Below are 18,824 nucleotides of genomic sequence, written 5' to 3' on the forward strand. Positions count from 1 at the left end.
GCGTCGTCGCACCCGTCAGGGAGGGATCGACCGCCGACGCGCGTGGGCCCTGAGCAGGTCGTGCACCCGGTACGGTCCGGGCGGTCCGTCCTCGACGAACCCGGCGTCCGCCAACCGCTCCAGCACCTCGTCCGACAGCCCGGGGGGCGGCGCGCCGCCTGCCGGCGCGCACGCCAGCGAACGGAACGCCTCGCGCAGATCCGGGTCGAGCCGCGCCAGGGCTGCGTCGAACACGGCGGGCACCGACATCCGGGGGTCGTCCGGCAACGAGAGCCGCGCGGGGTCGGCGGCCAGCCAGGCCGCGCAGTCGCCGAGCCCGAGACCCGGCCGGGTCAGCAGGCGGGCCGCCACGATCCGCAGGGCCAAGGGGAAGTGACCGCAGACCCGGGCGATCTCGCGCGCCGCGGCCGGCTCCGCCGCGATCCGCTCGGCGCCGACCGTGGCGACCAGCAGCCGACGCGACTCCTCCGGGGTGAGGGTGTCGAGCCGGTGCACGACGCCCCCGTGGGTCGCCACCAGCCCGGCCAGCCCGCGACGGCTCGTCACCAGCGTCACCGTGTCCGCGTCGACCCCGACCAACGGACGCACCTGTTCCGGACTGACCGCGTCGTCCAGGAGCAGCAGTCGGCGTCCCGGCCGACATCGCTCGGGGAGTCGACCCGACGACTCCCCGACATCCGTAGGACGTCCGTCGGGTCCCGTCATCGCGAGAGTGAGGCAGCCCGCCGGGAAGGCGTCGCGAGCCAGGTGGGCCGCCTGCGTCGCGAGGGCGGTCTTGCCGATCCCCGGCGCCCCGGACACCACCACCGGTCCCGGGGAAGAGGGAGCGCCCAGCTCTTCCGACAGCGCGTCCAGCTGCGCGGAGCGTCCGGCGAAGCACGGCACCGGGGTGATCGGAGACATCCCGCCCGCGGTCGGCGCCCGCCGGGAGCCCCCCGGCGACGCGGGCACCGCCTCGGACTTCGCCACCCGGTCGGCAGGCGCGTCGGCCCGCCCCGAGGACGCGCGCGGCGGCGGCAGGGCCTTCGGCGCGCGTGCCGTCCCGATCGCCGGCGGTCGCCCCACCGGCGCACCACCCAGCTCCTCGCCTCGGAGTATCACCAATTCCAGACGGCGCAGCGGCGCCCCCGGATCGATGCCCAAGTCGTCGTTCAGGCGCTCCTTGACACCCCTGATCTCGGCGAGGGCCTCGGTCTGCCGGCCGGTCCGGTACAGCGCCTCGATCAACTGCTCGGAGAACCTCTCGCGTTCCGGGTGGCTTCTCGCCGCGTCCCACACGATGTCCAGCACTTCGTGGCAACGTCCCTGTGCCAGTTCGATGTCGCCCAGGCGTTCCAAGGCGCGCAGTCGCTCCTCGACCAGACGTGGTACCGCGTCGCGATGGAGCATTCTCGACGAGACGTTCGCCAGCACCGGCCCCTTCCAGAGCGCCAACGCCTCGCGCAGAAGTGAGGTTTCGCCCCCCGCGTCCGCCGCCGAGACCGCCGCCCGGACCAGTCGCCGAAATCGGGCCAGGTCGGATGTCGTGTCGTCGGTGCGCATGCGGTATCCGCCCGGCACCGACTCTATGGTGTCGCTCGCGATGCCGTACTTGGCGAAGATCCTGCGCAGGCGCAGCACGCAGCTCTGCAACGCCGCCTTGGCCGTGACGGGCGGCTCGGAGTCCCACACCGCCCGGACCAGGTAGTCGGTGGACACGACGGTGCCGGAGTGGACGAGCAGGGCGGCCAACAGGTTCGTCGGCTTGGACGGTTGCAGGACGGCCGTGTCCTCGCCGTCGGCGATGCTGAGGAGACCCAGCAGCTGGAACCGCATTCGATGTGTCGCTCCGTTTTCCGCCGAGGTCCGCCGAGCCCGATTTCAGCGAGCGGCGGAACATGAATACGAATGCAAACGTCGAGGGGCAGGTGGCCGATTGACGACTGAACGCGTGAAGGCAATTGCCTGGTCGAGTAGGTCCGAAGGGGTCGCCCGCACACGTTAGGTGATGATTCCCGGCCACGTCGAGACCTGGTCCGAGGAAAAATCGGAGCGTCGGATATGAGTGGAATTCCGCGTTTCCTTCATTTGCTCGACCTGTCGTCCTGGTGGTGAACCAGCCCGTTCGAGAGAGCTGTTGGCGGGTCGACTTCGATGCTCGGACCGAGCATCGCGGGCGAAGATGAATTCCGCTCTGCTCTCGATGCCGCGGCGCGGACTTCAACGAAACGAGGGAGAATGCGGAAGAGATGGCGCCGCGCCCCGTACCCCGACGATCACCCGGGGCGTGTGACCCAGGGCCCCGGCGAGTGCCTGAATTGCCCCAGCTTGGGGTGTTGATCTCGGTGGTGGGCCCCGGAAGCAGGCGAACACGGCACCTGTGGATCATGGAGTTCTCTACGCTTCAAGATCCACGAAGGTGCCGTGTTCGTTCCTCCATCATCCCCTGTCGCTGCCCCCGCTTGCGCGGTGCCCCGCCTGGAAGCCCTTGGCGAGGGGGCCGCCAAGGACCAAGTCCGCCGCCTGGTGGCCGAGTTCGAGTCGGTCACCGACCCGAGAGGGACTTGCGGGGTGCGCTACCGGCTCTCCTCACTGCTGGCCCTGATGGTCTGCGCGATGACCCCGTCCGGCCACGACTCGATCACCGCGGCGGCGGAGTGGTGCCGACGTGCGACGCCGGAGGAACTGGCCGCCTTCGGCCTGCCCTACCACCCGCTCCTCGGCCGCTACCGGGTGCCGAGCGAGAAGACCCTCCGCAGCGTCCTGGGACGCCTGGATCACGGTGAGATCTGTGCGGCGGCTTACGACTACCTGCGGCCCTTGCTGTCCGCACAGCCCCGCCGGCCGGAGCCGGTCATGCCCGACGGTGGCACCGAGCGTGAACAGCGCCGGGCCCACCGGGCGCCCCCATGCCGGGCCGGTACGGATCCGGCGGCGGGCGATCGCGGTGGACGGCAAGTGCCTGCGGGGCGCCAGGCGCCCGGACGGCAGCCGGGTCTTCGTCCTGTCCGCCGTCCGCCACGGCGACGGTGTCACGCTCGCCTCCCGCGAGATCGGCGCGAAGACCAACGAAATCCCCGAGTTCCAGCCCTTGCTCGACAGAATCGACGACGCGGATCTCGCGGGGGTGGTCGTGACCGCCGATGCCCTCCACGCCCAGCGCGACCACGCCACCTACCTGCACGAACGCGGCGCTCACTACCTGCTGACCATCAAGAACAACCAGCGCGGCCAGGCCCGTCAACTCCACGCCCTGCCCTGGAAGGAGATCCCCGTCATCCACCGCGACGACGCCCGCGGCCACGGCCGTCACGAACAGCGTCTCGTCCAGGTCGTCACCGTCAACGGCCTGCTCTTCCCCCACGCGGCCCAGGTCCTGCGGATCCAGCGCCGTCGCCGTCTCTACGGGGCCAAGAAGTGGTCCAGCGAGACCGTCTACGCCATCACCGACCTGCCCGCCGAGGAAGCGAACGCAGCCGAGATCGCGTCCTGGGCTCGCGGGCACTGGACGGTGGAAAACACCGTCCACTGGTGCCGAGATGTCACCTTCAACGAGGACAAGTCCCAGGTCAGGACCCACAACACGCCCGCCGTACTCGCTGCCCTGCGCGACCTGATCCGCAGCGCGCTCAAGCTCGCCGGCTATGTCAACACCGCCGCCGGACGACGAGCCCACACCGAACGCCCCCGCGTCCTCGCCCTCTACGGCATCACATGATCAAACCGGACGATCCAGGCACTCGCCGGGGCCCTGGCGTGTGACCCGGCGCCACGTCCTTGGCACGGCTTCTCCGACACGCGCCCGGCGATCGGCTCAACCGACCGGCGGGGCCGACCCCCGTGGGATGATCGCCGGGTGTTCGGTCCGACGAGAGGGCAGGTCGATCCGCCCGCGCACGCCGCGTGGATCGTCCCCCCGCGCGCGACGTCGGTCCCCGGACCGGCCGCCGCGAAGCGTGCCGTCCACTCGTTCGTCGCGGCACGTTGTGGAACCGACGGGCACCGGGCGTCGAGTTCACGCGTCCCGCGAACGGCGCGGCTCCGCCACGAGGCCGACACCGCCGGTCTCTCCCCCGAGACGACGCGGAGTGGGCGGTGAACAGCGGCGCGGCGCTGGCGCTCTCCCTCGGTCTCCTGCTGGTCGTGCTGGGGTGCGCGGTCGCGCGCCCCCGGGGACTGCCCGAGGCCGCGACCGCCGTGCCCGCAGCCGGGGTGGTCGTCGCGGCCGGGGCCGTCCCGCTCGCGGACGTCGCCGAGGAGGCCGCCCGACTCGCCCCGGTCCTCGGATTCCTCGCGGCCGTCCTCGTCCTGGCGAAACTCTGCGACGACGAGGGGCTCTTCCGGGCCGGTGGCTCCTGGATGGCCCGCCGCGCCGCGGGTCGCCCCCGCAGGCTCCTGGCGCAGGTGTTCGCCCTGGCTTCCGTGGTCACGGCGGTGTTGAGTCTCGACGCCACGGTGGTCCTGCTCACCCCCGTGGTGTTCGCCACCGCCGCCCGCCTCGGCGCTCGTCCCAAACCCCACGTGTACGCCTGCACGCACCTGGCGAACTCGGCTTCCCTGCTGCTCCCCGTCTCCAACCTGACCAACCTGTTGGTTTTCACGGCGAGCGGACTGAGCTTCACCCGCTTCGCCGCCCTCATGGCGGGACCGTGGCTGCTGGCCATCGCGGTCGAATACGTGGTGCTGCGCCGCTTCTTCGCCGTGGACCTGGCCGCGGGCGCGCGGGCCCTCGCCGAGACCTCGTCTCCCGACCCGCCGGTGTTCGCCATGGTGACCGTCGCGGGCACGCTGCTGGGCTTCGTCCTCGCCTCGGCGCTGGGCACCGAGCCCGCGTGGGCCGCCCTGGCCGGCGCGACGGTCCTGGCCGTGCGGGGCCTGGTCCGCCGGCGGACCTCTCCCGCGGCGATCGTCCGAGCCGCCGACCCGCTGTTCCTCGCTTTCGTGCTGGCCCTGGGGATCGTGGTCCGAGCGGCGGTGGACAACGGACTCGACTCGTTGCTCACCCGGGTCGTCCCCCAGGGCACCGACCTGGTGGCCCTGCTGGGCGTCGCCCTGGTGGCCGCCGTGCTCGCCAACCTGATCAACAACCTGCCGGCGACGCTCGTCCTGCTCCCCATCGTCGCCCCCGCCGGCCCGGAAGCGCTGCTGGCGATGCTCCTCGGTGTGAACATCGGGCCGAACCTCGCCTACACCGGCTCCCTGGCCACCCTGCTGTGGCGACGGATCTTGCGAGCGCACGACACCGAGGTGGACCTGGGGGAGTTCACCCGACTGGGGTTGCTCGTGGTACCCCCCGCCTTGGGCCTCTCCGTGGTAGCCCTCTGGGGGGCACTCGGCGTCTTCGGAGGAGGATGAGGCGAGATGGCCGTGATCGTCTGGGTCGTCGAGGGGACCTGGCCCGCGTGCGTCGACGCGGTGCGCGCGCACACGCCGCGAGGCGCGGACGTCGCCCTGCTGCACGTCACCACCTCCGAGGTCCCCGGTGTCGCGCGCGGATCACTGACCGGCCTGCTGGGCCGAGGGCACCCGGCGCGCGAACCGGAGGCCCGGCTGAGAGCGTCGGCCGCCGAGGCCGCGCGGGAGACACTCGACGCTGCCGCGGCCCGGCTGGGCCGGCCCTGCTCCCGCCTGGATCGCTCGGGCGACGTCGAACGGGAGGTCCTGGCCGCGGCGAACGGCGCTGACCTGCTGGTACTGGCCCGCGACGGCGACCGGTCCCGACCCGGACCGCGCAGCCTCGGCCCCCAGAGCCGCTTCGTCGTCGATCACGCTCCCTGCCCCCTGCTCCTCGTCTGGCCCGAGTCGGCCCCCGACGAGACCGTCCTCCCCCCGCCTCCGCCGCGCCGACCGTGAGGCCCGTCCCCTCGCTCGCCCGCGCCCCGTCGCCCGAACGGGCCGGCGACGGCCGACAGCGGTAGAATCGGTAACCGGGCCCACGGGCGAGGCGGACCGACGTCGCTCGCCGCGGGTTCCCGCGTGAGGCGCCCGTGTCGTGCTTCGGAGTGCCGCACCCTTCCGTGGGGCCCGAGGGGTGGCCCGGCGCGCTCCTTAGGCGCCGAGGCGTCCGCACGTCCCGTGCCCCGCGACGGGCTCGGCAGCCACCCCCGAGCCGAACGCGAAGGGGCGATCCATGACACCCGACATCCAGTACGGACCGGCAGTGGCCTCGGTGTACGACGACTTGGTCGCCCCCTCGGTACCGCCCGCCACGGCCGTCGAACGACTGCGTCCGCACGTTACCGGCAAGCGTGTCCTGGAGGTGGGGGTGGGAACCGGTCGGGTCGCCCTGCCGCTCGCGGACATCGCCGCTGAGGTGGTGGGGATGGACAACTCGCCCGAGATGCTGCAGAAGCTCCGGGCCAAGGGCGTTCCCCCCAACATGACCGTGGTCGAGGGCGACTTTCGCGGACCCTTCCCCGTCAGCGGTCGCTTCGAGGCCGCGTACTCCCTGATGGGGTCCCTGGCCTGCGTCGAGACGGAGGAGGAACTCTCCCAGGCGCTCTCCCGGGTGCACGACGTACTCGAACCGGGCGCCACCTTCTCCATGGAGTACTACTTCGTGGACTCCTACCGACGGGCCGTGGAGATGCACGAGATGACGCTGCCGCAACCGGACGGCTCCTCCATCACCTTCACGGCGGACATCGACGACGGAAACGTGCTCACCTGGGACACTCGACTGGACCAGGGCGACGGCAAGGCCCTGGAGTTCAGCGAGCGGGTGCTCATGTTGGAACCCGACAGGATTCGGACCGTCCTCCACGACGCCGGCTTCCGGGTCGAGGAGGTGTACCCGGTACGGGAGCCCGAGCCCTACATCTGGTTCCTCACACGGTGCGTGGAGCGCGAGCAGAACACCGGGACCTGACCGGGGCGAGCCCCCGGGTTCTCCCCGCCTCACCCGATCTCGACGCCGGTCCCGAACTCGTGTCGCAGCGCCGAACGGGCGGCGAGCACACCCGCCATGCCGTGCACACCGGGCCCCGGTGGGGTGGCGGCCGAGCACAGGTACACCCCGCGCAGCGGCGTGCGGTGAGGGTTCCAACGAGGCACGGGACGGAAGAGGGTCTGCCGAAGGGTCGTCGCCCCGGCCGCGATGTCTCCCCCGACGTAGTTCGGGTTGTACGACTCCAGAGCCGCGGCGCTGGTGGAACGTCGGTCCACCACGGTGTCCGCGAACCCGGGGGCGTAGCGTTCGATACGCGCGGTGACCAGGTCGGCGGGGTCGGTCGGGTCCCCGTTCGGCACGTGGGCGTAGGCCCACACCGGTCGATGGCCGCGCTCGCCGGCCCGGCCCGGATCCACGCTCGCCGGGTCGACCACCAACACGAACGGCTCCCCGCCGGCCACGCCACGGGCGACGGCCGACTCCTGACGGAAGATGTCCTCCTGGCCGCCCCCCAGATGCACGGTGCCCGCCCGCCCCACTTCCGGGTGCGCCCAGGGCACCGGACCACTGGTCAGGAAGTCGACCTTGGCCGCCCCCGGTCCGTGGCGATAGGCGCGCAGCGCCGTCCGGTAGCCGCGCGGAAGCGAAGCACCGCCGATCCTGAGGAACTCCTTCGGGCCGATGTCGAGGAGCACGGCGCGCGCCGAGCGCGGTAGGTCCCTCAGGTCGTCGACCCTTCGCCCGGTCACGACCGTGCCGCCGAGCGCTCGCAGCTCCGCCACCAGCGCGGCGGCGACACGCCCGCTGCCGCCGCGAGGAAGGGGCCAGCCGCTTCCGTGGGCGAGGTGCCCCAGGACCAGGGCGACACCCGCCGAGGCGGGCGTCGGCATCCGGCCGACGACATGCGCGCCCACTCCGGCCAACAACGCCCCGGCCTCCTCGTCGCGGAAGGCGCTTCGAGCCAGCGGTGTCCCGTGGCGGAGCATGCCCCGGGCGAGGAGAAGCGGACCGCGCACGTCGGACGGCAGGCTCCGCTGTCCACCGAGCGCGAAGTCCACCACCGCCCGACTGTGCGCGAGGAGCGGCTCCATCAGTCGGCGCCAGGCCCGCCCGTCCCGTCCCAACCCCGCGCAGGTGGCGTCCAGGTCGTGGTGGGCGAGGGCGGCCCGACCGCCGTCCAGGGGATGGGCGTAGCTGATCTCGGGCCGGATCAGCTCGACACCCCGGGACGCCAGGTCGAAGGAGCGGAAGAATCCGGAGGCGGCGGCCATCGGATGCACCGCCGAGCAGATGTCGTGCACCACGTCGCCACGGAAGAGCGACTCCGTCCGCAGCCCGCCTCCCGGCTCCCCGGCCGCCTCGTACACGGTCACGGAGAGACCCGCGCGCGCCATGGTGACGGCGGCGGCCAGCCCGTTGGGGCCACTGCCGACGACGACGACGTCCGATGCCATACCCCTGCTCCCGTCCTCCGCCGCGGCCCGCGACGAGCCGGGACCCGTCCGCCCGAGACACCCCTCGTCGGGGTGGGTGTCGTGCCGGGACGGCCCGCTCCGGTCGTCCGGACTCGGACGCGCCGGCGGGCGACCCCTCGGCCGGTCCGGACAGGATCACCGGGTGTCGGCCCCGGCACCTTCGTGGCCGCCGACCCTACTCCGTCACGGCGCTCGTCGCAGCGCGGGAACCGCCCCGGGCCGAGGACGACGACCCGTGCCGCCCGGGCCGGCAGCTTGCTGCCGCCATCGCAGCAGCAAGCGGTCGCCACCAGGGCTTCCGGTCCCGGAGGCGCCTTGCCAAAGTGGTCCTCACCAGGGCACCCGAGGCGGCGCTCCCGCCGTCGTCGGCACCCTGGTCCGCGGACCCCACCTGCCGCCCCGCACGTCGGGAGCACGGCAAGCGAGGGCCTCGTCCGTCCCCCGGGGACCCGGGGGACGGGCCGCGAGCCGGTCGGGCCTCACGCCCCTCCGGGACCGTATCCGACGACGTACCGGGAGACACCCATGTCCACCGTCACACGATTCCTCAACGACAGCGCCGAGCTGTCCGCCGTCGACATCCACGCCGAGACCGGTCAGGTCATGCGGGGCACCCAGCCCGTGCTGGCCACCCCCGGCTTCGCGGTCACCCTGGCCGCGGCCGGACTCGGCGTGTCGTCCGCCGCGATCACCTTCATCGGCACCCGCAAGGAGGTCTGAGACCCCTCGGCACAACGGGCCGTCCCCGCGGCACCCTCGCGCGCTCCCGGGGACGGCCCCGCCACTGGCGACCGTCACACCGCACCTCGGAGAAACCCGCGTGAAACCGCTGCTGAAGAGAGCCTCCCGGGCACTGATCGGACCCATGCCCGTCTCCCGCGACCGGGCGATGGGCATGGCGGAACGGCTGTCCGCCATGACCGCGCTCACCGCGTCCGCCGAGCACCTCGCCCGCCGGCGGGCGACCCGCCCGGGCGGTCTCAACGACTGGGCCGTCAACCGCGACGCGTACGCGCGACGGCATCCGATCACCCGCCGGGTGCTGGACGCGCTCGCCGACGAGCGCGTCACGACGGCACTCCACGCCGGCCGGGTCGTCGCCGGAGCCGCCCTGCTGTTGCCGGGCTCGGGCCGGTGGCGGGGGGCCGCCGGGCTGTTCATGGGGGTCGGCGGCGCGGCGCTCTACCCACGCCATCGCTACGGTACCGATGGCTCGGACCAGGTCTCCACCCTGGTTCAGTCCGCGGTCGGTGTCGCGCGACTCTCCCGCCGGACCACCACCCAGGACGCTCTGCTGTGGTACGTGGCCGTCCAGTCCAACCTCTCGTATCTGGTCTCCGGCTGGATGAAACTCCTCGGGCGGGACTGGCGCACGGGTGCCGCCCTGCAGGGGGTGATGCGAACGCGCACCTACGGCCACCACGCGGTATGGCGACTCACCACGCGTCATCCCCGCGCGGCCCGAGCGGTCGTCCACGGAGTCCTGGCGCTCGAATGCCTCTTCCCGGTGCTGTACCTGCGCGGCGGCGCGCTCACCCGGCCCGTCGTCGCCTCGGCCGCCGCTTTCCACGTCGCCAACGCCTTCGCGATGGGACTCGGCCGATTCGCCACCGCCTTCGTCTCCATGCATCCGATCGTGGCCTACACCAGCGCCCCCGCGGCCCACCCGGCCGTCGTGGGGCGGGACGACCGGTTTCCCGCGTCCGTCGCCGTCGCCGTCGCCGGGGCCGCCGGCTACTGCGCGGTGACCGCGCTAGCCCGACGGCGACGGGCCACCGCCACCGACGGCACCACCGGCTCCGTCACCACCCGACACGGGAACGTGCTGCGTCACACCGCGCGACTGCGCGACGAGCGATCCACGCCCGTGGCGGTCTTCGTACCGGGACTGGTGGCCACTCCCCACCACTTCGGCTGGGTCACCCAGACGTTGATCGGCGACGGGGATCTCGACCTGGTGACCTACCAACGAGCCGGGTACGGACCGAGTACCCGAGGCGCCGACACGCCGTTCACCCTGCGGGAATCCGTCGACGACCTGGTGGACCTGGTGGACGAGGTCGTGCCGGCGGGGCGTCCCGTCCTGCTGGTGGGGCACTCGCTCGGCAGCGAACTCGCCCGGCGTGCCGCGCCCGCGCTCGGCGGACGCCTGCACGGAATCGTCTACCTCGACTCCTCCCATCCCGCCGAACTCCACCGCTCCGAACAGCAGGGCACCTCGGCGCACCTGCTCCGGCAGGACCTCACCCGCTTCCTGAACAGCCTCCGCGTCGGCCTCGGTTCCCTGCTCGTACGCCCCGCCTGGGTGGACGATCTTCCCGCGCCGGTACGCGAGGACGCCATGGCCCAGTACGCCGACACCAGGCTCTGGAACGCCGGACGGCGCGAGTGGCACGCGGTGGAGCGAGACTTCCGCGCCCACGACGGCACGCTGTCCCCCGTCGACGCGCACGCCCTGGTGCTCTCCGCGCAACGGACCGTGGACCAGGACCCCGAGCAGCTCCTCATGCACCGTGAACTGGCGGAGGCCCACCGCCTCCCGGGGCGGCTGGTCCGGGTGGAGGTGATCGAGGACTGCGATCACGAGTCACTGCTCACCCAGGCACGCTTCGGCACCGACGTCGGCCGCCGCATCGTCGCCTTTCTGGCGGACACGGCCACCACCACTCGCCCCCAGGAACCCGCCACAGGGGAGGCCCCCCGATGAGACGACACGCCCACACCGCCGCGCGCGCGATCCGCCACGCGACGACCGGCTCCGGAGCAGTCGGACGCCTGGCACTCGGTCTGCTGGCCGCCGGCACCCTCCTCTCCCAACACGAGAACACGGCCTTCGCCCGTCTCGCCCAGCGCGACGTCTTCCAGGGCATGTTCCCCAACTGGCGATTCTTCGCCCCCAATCCGGCTCAACACGACTTCCACCTGCACTACCGGACGCTCGGAGCGGCCGACGACACCTCCCCCTGGACAGAACTGGAGATCATCCAACCGCGCCGGCCCCGCCAGGTGGCCTGGTTCCCCGAACGACGCGCGGAGAAAGGGGTGTTCGACGTGAGCGCCGAACTGACGTCCGTCCTGCACCGAGGCTTCGCCCACGCCGCGCTCACCCCCGCCTACCGAACCCTCGCGGCGTTCCTCCGCGCGGAGGTGGGAGCGCGGTGCCCCGAGGGCACCAGGGGCCTTCAATTCACCCTGACTCGGGCGGGCGGCCACGATCCGTCGGTCCGTCCCGAGATCGTCTTCGTGTCCCCCCTCGTCCCTCTGTCCGGACCGACAGCAGACACCACACGGAAGGCCGCGACGCCGGCATGACGACCGCCCCATCGAGCCCCTCCCCGGACAACGGCTACGGACGTGAGTTCGCCGGCTTCTACGACCGGCTGTTCCCTTCCGACCACAACGCCGAGGCGACCGCCGAGACCCTCGCCTCCTGGCACCCCGGTGGCGACCTGCCCTCGCTCGAACTGGGCGTGGGCACCGGCCGCGTCGCCCTTCCCCTCGCCCGCCGGACCGGCACCGTCGTGGGAGTCGACTCCTCGCCGGAGATGCTGGAACGACTCCACGCCAAGCTCGACACGCCCGACGCCCCGCCCGTCGTCCCCGTCCTGGCGGACATCCGCGGTCACGCGGACGAACGCCGGTACGGACTGGTGTACTGCGTCTGCGCCACCCTGTCCATGCTGCTGAACCCCGCCGATCAACGCACCGCCCTCACCCGGGCGGCGGAGCGCCTCGTACCGGGAGGCACCCTCGTCGTGGAGACGCACAACCCCGGCCCCGTCCTCGACCTCCACGAGGGGCGCCGGCGCGCCTCCTTCTTCACTCCGTATCCCGATCCGCCCGGGTCGGGGCTCCTCACCTGCTCCGTCGTCGAACCGGAGAGCCGCCTCTGGCAAGCGTCGCAGATCTGGTTCGAGGGAGGCGGCTCCCTGGTGGGAACCGAACTCAGCCGCCTCACCACACCCGAGGAAGTCGACGACCACGCCGCCGCTGCGGGACTGCTCCCGGTCGGCCGCTTCTCCGACTGGCTCGGCACGCCCTACGCGCCCGACAGCCCGATGTTCGTCACCCGCTACCGGGTCTCGTGACCCGGTAGCGGGTGACGAGCCGGCCGCATGGAAGCCCCTCAGCCGCGAGGAGCGTCGACCGTCCGACAACGCGAGGAGCTTCGATGGTCATCTGTCGTGCCACCCGGCAGGAGCGAGGTCAGCCCCGCGGCCGATCGGAAGCGATCGTCGTGTCGGCGTGCGCCGGAACCCAACCCCGATCCCGCGCCGCCAACGCCGCCTGCACCCGGTTGTCGGCGCCCAGCAGCGCCACCACCTCGGCGACGTGGCGCCGGTAGGTGCGCAGGGAGACCCCCAGCCGCCGCGCCCCCACCTCGTCCTTGGGCACGGTGCACATCGTGTGCAGGACCAGCCGCTGTGACGCGGTCGGGACGGGAGCGCCCTCGCCGACGGGGAACCTGTCCGCCCCCTCCCACAGTCGCTCGAAGAGCTTGACGGCGTTGTCGACCACCGCTTGCTCCCTGGTCACGAGGACACCCCGTGAGAGATCCCTCGTGTCGGCCGGGAGAACCGCCGTCCGCCGATCGTAGACGAGGAGTAACTCGGTGAGCCGGCCGCTCATCCTCACCTCGGCGCCGAGGTGGGCGAGTTCGGACAGGTACGACGTGGCGTCGCGGTCCCCCAGCAACCCGGGGGCCACCACGCCACGCATCCGCACACCTCGCCGCAGACAGCGCAACTCGATCGGCCGTGCGTGCGTCACGTACTCGGGGCTGCGTCGGTCGTCCGGCTTGACCGACAGGACCTCCTCACGGCTGAAGAAGGCCAGTTCGTCGATCCGCTCTCGGATCCTTGACAGATCGCCCAGCCGCTCGATACCCGCCCGGTCCGAGTCGTCACCCCTCCCACGGCGAGAGCCCTCCGACTCCAACGACGAGACGATGCCACGCGTGTCGGCCAGACCGCGCATCCGACCCAGCAGCCTCTCCAACTCCGCGTCGGCCAGCCTCGGGACGACGGCGGAGGGCTCGACCGCGTGCACCTGGCCGGTGCTCCTCCTCAACAGGCCGAGTGAGAGCAGCCGTTCGAGTGCCCGGCGCCCCACGTCAGGGGCCATGCCCAACTCGGCCCCGGCACCTTCTTCGGTGTCGGCCGGGTTGCGCAGGAAGTGTCGGTACACCTCCTCCTCCACCCGGGACAGACCGAGTACCTGCATGACGTGCCCCACCCGCGTGCCCCTTCCACTCGATCGCGGGCAGGTTACCCGGGGCGGGTTCCGTCGGACGACGGAGGGGTGATCCGTCGCGACACCCCTCCGACGTCACCCGTGCCCGCGGTGCCCGTGGCACGGACGCGTCGAACCGGTGGCGGATCCCACAGGGTCGGTACGCCCCGCGGCGAGGAAGGAGCGTCCTGGACGACCTTGCCGCGGGGCGAAACGCGAAACCGTCATCCCGCCGTCTGGACGACGGTGGACACGACCCCGTACGTGGCGTAGGTGGCCGCCGCGCCCGCGCCGGCGAAGGTCACCGCGGCGAACGCGTTGGCGGCCAAGCCGGTGAAGGTGACGCCGACCGGTTCCACGGGTCCCGGATGGAGGGATCCCGCTTGCGTCTCGTCCAACTCGTCATTGCACACGACGGCGATCTTGTGGTTAACGCGGTCGTTTGCGGACATGGTCGATGCCTCCTTGGGGAAGACGAATAATTCGTATCGGTTCAGGCTGGCCGGGTGTTCGGAGTCGGGCGACCCCCGACCGTGCCGTCCGGTGGGGGGAGTCTCGTTCCGCCGCAAGACGGACAACACGTGGCGCGGACCGGCCGTGCCGAGGAAGGCTCGGCGCCTCGTGGGCGCGGATCGGTCACTCGGAGGAGGGCGAAGTCCCCTGTTCGGTGGTCCGGCTCTGGCCGCCGAGCACCGGCGACCGGCCGACGCGCGCGACCGGCCCTGTACGCCAACATCGAGATGACCTGGGCTTCGTTTCGGGGTGCTCTCACCCGCCCGCCCACGGTACGGACCATGACGGACGGCGAGGGCGGCCCCTCGGGGCGCCCGAAAGGATCGAGGACATGAGGCAGCCAGAGACGTTCGACACCCAGGCGACACTCCGTGCCGGAACGGAGCTGCGCGAAGGCGATCAGGGCATGTTCACCCCGAGGGCATCACCCGTCCTCACAGTCACACCCGCGGCCTTCGCGATCACAGCGACCGTCGTCTACTTGGCGGTGCACGCGCTCGACAACCGGTGATCTCGTGCCGTCACCGGCGGCGTCGGACTCTCGGTTAGGCTTGATCGTCGACAGGACGCGGCGCCGAACCGCGGCGTGTGGCGGATGCGACCAAGAGGGGGCCGGGGCGATGGGCGTCGCACGGCGGGAGGCGGAGATCTTCGACGTCGACGGGACGCTCGTCGACGTCTCCGGGATTCGCCACCTGATCGACGGACCCGGGGGGTTCGCGGCTTTCCATCTCGCCGGTGCCTCGTGCCCGCCACACCCACATGTGGTGGAGGCGGCCAGGGAAGCTCACGCCGAGGGTCGCGCCGTTCTCGTCGTGTCCGGTCGGGAGCGCCGGTGGGAGCGGCTGACGTCCATGTGGCTCGCCCTGCACGAGGTACCTTCCGACGGGCTGTGGATGCGCCGACTCGGCGACTACCGGCCGGATTACGTGGTCAAGCGGGAGATTCTGGCCTCCCTTCGTCGGCGGTACGACGTCGTGCGGGCCTGGGACGACAATCCGAATGTCATCCGCCTGTGGAAGGAAGAAGGCATCCCCGTCGAGGTCGTTCCGGGCTGGACGGACGAGGCGTAGCCGACCGGGCGCCGATCCGCGTCTCGTGCTGCCCTGTCGCTCGCTTCGCGGGCCGGGTCGGGTCGAGTGCGTTTCCGGCGGGCTCTTCTGCCGTTTCGGCGCGCGACCGCCCGTTCGAGGTCGTGCGCTGGAGGCGCTTCCTTCGCCGGGCCCGTCCGACCGCGCGAGACGGGTGGCCGTGCCGCACCGCTCGTGACGTGTCGCGGGGGCGCGGTTCCGTTGGCCCCTCGACGAGACGAGCGCGTCCGCGGTGGCGGAGTGCCGGCTCCGTGGACGCTGTCGGTCCCCTGCCGTGTGGGGTGGATGGGGTGTGTGTGGTGGGGTGTTGAGGGGTTTGTGCTGGTGGAGGCTGGTAGGGGGTGGTGTGGGGGCGGGGTGTGCGCTGGTGGGGTGCGCTCGCTGGATCGGGTGAGTTGGCTGGTGGTCTGTTGTGTATCTCTTCCTACTGACGTCATATTTCGGGGGTGTTCTTCGGGCGGCGGGAAGGAATCGGGATGGCGGGGACTGGTTCGGTGGTGAGTTTCGAGGACGTGCTGAATCAGGCAGTGCGAGGGGAGGGCGTGGAAGGGGATTGGAAGGCGGAGTCCGACGATGTGTGGTGCCGTGTCGGACACCGATCGGGGGTATGGCGGAAACAGGGATGGAAACTGCACGTCTCGGCGACGGCAGGGTCGGCCGCGCAGGTGCTGTCCAATTCCCTGAAAGTCCTCCTCCACGAGGAATCCGGTTTCAAGTTCGTGGCCCGCCCCGAGGAAGTCGCGGCCCTCAACACCCGGGCGACCCCACGCGGAAACGCGGCGAAGTTCATCACCGTCTACCCGGTCGACGACACCGCCGCCGTCAGGATCGCCCGCGACCTCCACGACGCCACGAAGGGACTGCCCGGCCCGAGAATCCTCTCGGACCGACCGTACGCACCCGACAGCCTCGTCCACTACCGCTACGGCGCCTTCGCCGCCCGCCGAAACCTGTCCGACAAAGGACTCCTGGTGTGGTGCTACGAAGACCCCGACGGAAACCTCGTCGAGGACAAACGCTCCGGCGAATACCACCAGCCCACCTGGGTCACATGCCCCTTCCCCTCACACGTCCCCGTCACCACACGCTCCAGGAAGGACACCGCAAAACCCGTCCTCCTCGACGACCGCTTCGCCGTACGCGAAGCCATCCGCCACACCAACAAAGGCGGCGTCTACCGCGCGACCGAAGTCGCCACCGGCACCCCCGTCGTCATCAAGGAAGCCCGCCCCCACGTCGAGAGCGACACCCACGGCAAAGACGTACGCGACTGGACACGCGCCGAGGCCACGACCCTGGAACGCCTACGACACACCGGCCTCACCCCACGCCCCCTGGGCCTGTTCGAAACAGCCGGCCACCTCTTCCTCGCACAAGAGGAAATCCCCGGAATCCCCCTGCGCAACTGGGTCGCCGACCGATTCCGCGACATCGGCCGACGCCGCTACCTCACCGAGGCCACCCACCTCATCGGCCCACTCCTCGACCTGGTCGCCACCGCCCACGCACAAGGCTGCGTCCTCAGAGACTTCACCCCGAGCAACGTCATGGTCCCCCCCGAGGGCCCACCACGACTGATCGACCTCGAACTCGCCGCCTGGCAGGACCAGGCACCACCCCCCACCCGCGTGGGCACACCGGGCTTCAGCGCCCCCGAACGCCTCCACGACGCCCCCCGTCTCACCCACCGCCGACTACTACAGCCTCGGCGCGACCATCTGCTTCCTCCTGCACGGCAAGGTCCCCAACCTCCTGCCCGAACAACCCACCCGAGACACCCCCCACCAACGTCTCGCACGCTGGCTGGAGGCCTGCACCCGCTCCCAGGGCACCACGGAACTCCCCGGGGCACCACGGAACTCATCCTGGGCCTCACCGAGGACGATCCCACCGACGCTGGGACACCACCCGAGCCCGACAAGCCCTCCACCACATGAACCTCACCACGCCCACCACACCCACCGCGTCGGCCATGCCCACCGCGTCGGCCATGTCGGCCACGCCCACCGCGTCGGCCACCACCATCACCGCCCACACCCGCACGGACGCACCCACCACCGACGGTGACACCGACCCGGGCACCCCCACCAACACCCTGGCCAGGACCGCCACCCACACCCCGACTTCCGCCAGGACCGCCACCGCCACCGCCGGGGGTTGGGTGGTGGACGAGGTGATCGCGGGAATCGTGGAGCATCTGCTGGGTTCGATGACGCCGCCGGAGTCGGCGTCGGGCGGTGAGCGCCTGTGGCCGGTGTCGACGGTGGCGGGGGAGACCGATCCTCGCTCCGTGCAGCAGGGCGCCGCGGGGGTCCTGGCGGTCTTGTGCGCCTGTTACGAGGCCACGGGCGATCCGCGTCTGCCCGATGTCCTGGCCCGTGCCGCCGGCTGGATCGTCGATCGCGGCGACACCGGGCGGATCCGCCCCGGTCTGCACTTCGGTGGCAGGGGGGGGCCTGGGCCCTGTACGAGGCCGGGCGCGTGCTGGACGATCCCGGGTTGCGCGCCCGTGCCCTGGACCTGGCCGCGGCCCCGCTGTCCTCCACTCTCAGCCACGACATCACCCACGGTGATGCCGGCAGTGGCATGGCGGCCGTCCACCTGTGGCACCGCAGCGGCGACACCCGCATGGCCGAGCTCCTCGCCCACGGCGCCGACCGTCTCCTGGCCGCCGCGCGTCGGCACCCGGGTGGGGTGAGCTGGCCCATCCCGGCCGAGGCCATGGCGGAGGAAGCCGGCAAACGCTACCTGGGCTTCGCCCACGGCAGCGCCGGCATCGGCTGCTTCCTGCTGGCCGCCTCGACGGTGACCGGCCGACCCGAACACCTCGAACTCGCCCTGGCCGCCGGGGAGGAACTGGCCACCCACGCGGTCACGGTCGATCAGGCCACGCACTGGCCGGCCCAGGCCGGCGACACCCCCACCGCGCCCTACTGGTGTCACGGCTCGGCCGGGATCGGCACCTTCCTGGTACGCCTGGCGGCGCGGTGCGAGGACGAGCGGTTCGCGGATCTGGCGCGGGGCGCGGCGCGGGCGGTGGTCGAGCGTGCCTCGCGGGCGCCGTTGGGGCAGTGTCACGGCCTGGCCGGCAACGGCGACTTCCTGATGGACATGGCCGAGGCCACCGGTGAGGGCGTCTATCGGGACGCCGCCGGGGACCTGGCCGATCTGATCGTCGGTGAACACGCCCGCCGGGGAGACCACGTGGTCTTTCCCAACGAGTACGGCGAGGTCTCCACCGGCTGGAGCGACGGATCCGCGGGAATCCTCGCTTTCCTCCTGCGTACCCGCCACCCGTACTCCCGGCACTGGATCACCCAGTAGCACGGGCCGAGCGGCAGAAAGCCTGCCGCCATTGGAAAGAGAAGGAGAACGCCATGGAGAACCAGGCCCTCGAAGTTCTGGCCGACCTGCACGCCCTTCCCGAGACCGACCCGGTCGGTGTGGACGGTGAGTCGTTCTCGGGCACCTGTGCCTGCGTCGGCCTGCTGACCCTCCTGAACACGATCTGCATCGGTATCAGCTGCGCCTGATCCCGACCCTGTCCGGTCGGCGGCGGCCCGGGGCAGCCGCCGACCGGAACACACCGCTCACGACCCCCACCGGGCCGTGACCCACAGGACCGATCACCCACCGGGAACCGGA

The 18,824-nt window shown here is 71.7% G+C and carries 14 protein-coding genes and 2 pseudogenes; 12 read left to right on the top strand and 4 right to left on the bottom strand.

What is annotated here, in order from left to right:
- Positions 1-15 precede the first annotated feature (15 nt).
- Positions 16-1,815 carry a BTAD domain-containing putative transcriptional regulator gene (locus JEK78_RS22055; RefSeq protein WP_200261919.1) on the bottom strand — a complete coding sequence of 600 codons (1,800 nt, stop codon included), beginning with the start codon at positions 1,813-1,815 and terminating at the stop codon, positions 16-18.
- Positions 1,816-2,403: 588 nt separating this feature from the next.
- Here JEK78_RS22055 and JEK78_RS22060 point away from each other — a divergent pair.
- The 4 genes and pseudogenes from JEK78_RS22060 to JEK78_RS22075 all read left to right on the top strand — a co-directional run bounded on the left by JEK78_RS22060 (position 2,404) and on the right by JEK78_RS22075 (position 6,847).
- Positions 2,404-3,697, top strand: a pseudogene (locus tag JEK78_RS22060) (ISAs1 family transposase).
- Positions 3,698-4,074: 377 nt separating this feature from the next.
- Positions 4,075-5,334, top strand: a complete 1,260-nt coding sequence (locus JEK78_RS22065) for an SLC13 family permease (RefSeq protein WP_200261920.1) — start codon at positions 4,075-4,077, stop codon at positions 5,332-5,334.
- A gap of 6 nt (positions 5,335-5,340) precedes the next feature.
- Positions 5,341-5,832, top strand: coding sequence for a universal stress protein (locus JEK78_RS22070; protein ID WP_200261921.1), 492 nt, complete (start codon positions 5,341-5,343; stop codon positions 5,830-5,832).
- 277 nt (positions 5,833-6,109) lie between these two features.
- A complete protein-coding gene (locus tag JEK78_RS22075; RefSeq protein ID WP_200261922.1) occupies positions 6,110-6,847 on the top strand; it encodes a class I SAM-dependent methyltransferase in 738 nt (245 codons plus the stop codon).
- 29 nt (positions 6,848-6,876) lie between these two features.
- Here the strand turns inward: JEK78_RS22075 and JEK78_RS22080 are convergent, their stop codons facing one another.
- On the bottom strand, positions 6,877-8,322 hold the full coding sequence (locus JEK78_RS22080; protein WP_200261923.1) for an NAD(P)/FAD-dependent oxidoreductase: 1,446 nt from the start codon (positions 8,320-8,322) through the stop codon (positions 6,877-6,879).
- 546 nt (positions 8,323-8,868) lie between these two features.
- On the opposite strand from JEK78_RS22080, the gene JEK78_RS22085 reads away from it, so the two are divergent.
- The 4 genes from JEK78_RS22085 to JEK78_RS22100 all read left to right on the top strand — a co-directional run bounded on the left by JEK78_RS22085 (position 8,869) and on the right by JEK78_RS22100 (position 12,431).
- A complete protein-coding gene (locus tag JEK78_RS22085; RefSeq protein ID WP_200261924.1) occupies positions 8,869-9,063 on the top strand; it encodes a hypothetical protein in 195 nt (64 codons plus the stop codon).
- Positions 9,064-9,163: 100 nt separating this feature from the next.
- Positions 9,164-11,050 carry an alpha/beta fold hydrolase gene (locus JEK78_RS22090; protein WP_242483175.1) on the top strand — a complete coding sequence of 629 codons (1,887 nt, stop codon included), beginning with the start codon at positions 9,164-9,166 and terminating at the stop codon, positions 11,048-11,050.
- The gene (locus JEK78_RS22095; protein ID WP_200261925.1) at positions 11,047-11,655 is read left to right on the top strand and encodes a hypothetical protein; all 609 of its coding nucleotides are present in this window, start codon (positions 11,047-11,049) and stop codon (positions 11,653-11,655) included. Before JEK78_RS22090 ends, JEK78_RS22095 begins: the two co-directional genes overlap by 4 nt.
- Positions 11,652-12,431 carry a class I SAM-dependent methyltransferase gene (locus tag JEK78_RS22100; RefSeq protein WP_200261926.1) on the top strand — a complete coding sequence of 260 codons (780 nt, stop codon included), beginning with the start codon at positions 11,652-11,654 and terminating at the stop codon, positions 12,429-12,431. The genes JEK78_RS22095 and JEK78_RS22100 overlap by 4 nt, the downstream gene beginning before the upstream one ends.
- A gap of 118 nt (positions 12,432-12,549) precedes the next feature.
- Here the strand turns inward: JEK78_RS22100 and JEK78_RS22105 are convergent, their stop codons facing one another.
- Both JEK78_RS22105 and JEK78_RS22110 read right to left on the bottom strand, forming a co-directional pair.
- The gene (locus JEK78_RS22105; protein WP_242483176.1) at positions 12,550-13,578 is read right to left on the bottom strand and encodes a helix-turn-helix transcriptional regulator; all 1,029 of its coding nucleotides are present in this window, start codon (positions 13,576-13,578) and stop codon (positions 12,550-12,552) included.
- A gap of 221 nt (positions 13,579-13,799) precedes the next feature.
- Positions 13,800-13,973 carry a hypothetical protein gene (locus tag JEK78_RS22110; RefSeq protein WP_200261927.1) on the bottom strand — a complete coding sequence of 58 codons (174 nt, stop codon included), beginning with the start codon at positions 13,971-13,973 and terminating at the stop codon, positions 13,800-13,802.
- A 446-nt stretch (positions 13,974-14,419) separates the two neighbouring features.
- On the opposite strand from JEK78_RS22110, the gene JEK78_RS22115 reads away from it, so the two are divergent.
- From JEK78_RS22115 to JEK78_RS22130, 4 genes and pseudogenes are all read left to right on the top strand, one after another.
- Positions 14,420-14,599 carry a hypothetical protein gene (locus JEK78_RS22115; RefSeq protein ID WP_200261928.1) on the top strand — a complete coding sequence of 60 codons (180 nt, stop codon included), beginning with the start codon at positions 14,420-14,422 and terminating at the stop codon, positions 14,597-14,599.
- Between the two features lie 109 nt (positions 14,600-14,708).
- Entirely contained in the window at positions 14,709-15,161 is a 453-nt protein-coding gene (locus JEK78_RS22120) for a hypothetical protein (protein ID WP_200261929.1), read from the top strand.
- Positions 15,162-15,655: 494 nt separating this feature from the next.
- A pseudogene (gene lanL / locus JEK78_RS22125) lies at positions 15,656-18,503 on the top strand (class IV lanthionine synthetase LanL).
- 53 nt (positions 18,504-18,556) lie between these two features.
- Positions 18,557-18,712, top strand: a complete 156-nt coding sequence (locus tag JEK78_RS22130) for a VenA family class IV lanthipeptide (RefSeq protein ID WP_200261930.1) — start codon at positions 18,557-18,559, stop codon at positions 18,710-18,712.
- Positions 18,713-18,824: the final 112 nt, after the last annotated feature.

Source organism: Streptomyces sp. HSG2 (genome assembly GCF_016598575.1).
Lineage (GTDB): Bacteria > Actinomycetota > Actinomycetes > Streptomycetales > Streptomycetaceae > Streptomyces.

Bases quoted from the DNA above. Each gene is read 5' to 3' on its own strand.
- JEK78_RS22055 (WP_200261919.1), bottom strand. From the start codon at position 1,815: ATGCGGTTCCAGCTGCTGGGTCTCCTCAGCATCGCCGACGGCGAGGAC.
- JEK78_RS22070 (WP_200261921.1), top strand. From the start codon at position 5,341: ATGGCCGTGATCGTCTGGGTCGTCGAGGGGACCTGGCCCGCGTGCGTC.
- JEK78_RS22075 (WP_200261922.1), top strand. From the start codon at position 6,110: ATGACACCCGACATCCAGTACGGACCGGCAGTGGCCTCGGTGTACGAC.
- JEK78_RS22080 (WP_200261923.1), bottom strand. From the start codon at position 8,322: ATGGCATCGGACGTCGTCGTCGTCGGCAGTGGCCCCAACGGGCTGGCC.
- JEK78_RS22085 (WP_200261924.1), top strand. From the start codon at position 8,869: ATGTCCACCGTCACACGATTCCTCAACGACAGCGCCGAGCTGTCCGCC.
- JEK78_RS22095 (WP_200261925.1), top strand. From the start codon at position 11,047: ATGAGACGACACGCCCACACCGCCGCGCGCGCGATCCGCCACGCGACG.
- JEK78_RS22100 (WP_200261926.1), top strand. From the start codon at position 11,652: ATGACGACCGCCCCATCGAGCCCCTCCCCGGACAACGGCTACGGACGT.
- JEK78_RS22115 (WP_200261928.1), top strand. From the start codon at position 14,420: ATGAGGCAGCCAGAGACGTTCGACACCCAGGCGACACTCCGTGCCGGA.
- JEK78_RS22120 (WP_200261929.1), top strand. From the start codon at position 14,709: ATGGGCGTCGCACGGCGGGAGGCGGAGATCTTCGACGTCGACGGGACG.
- JEK78_RS22130 (WP_200261930.1), top strand. From the start codon at position 18,557: ATGGAGAACCAGGCCCTCGAAGTTCTGGCCGACCTGCACGCCCTTCCC.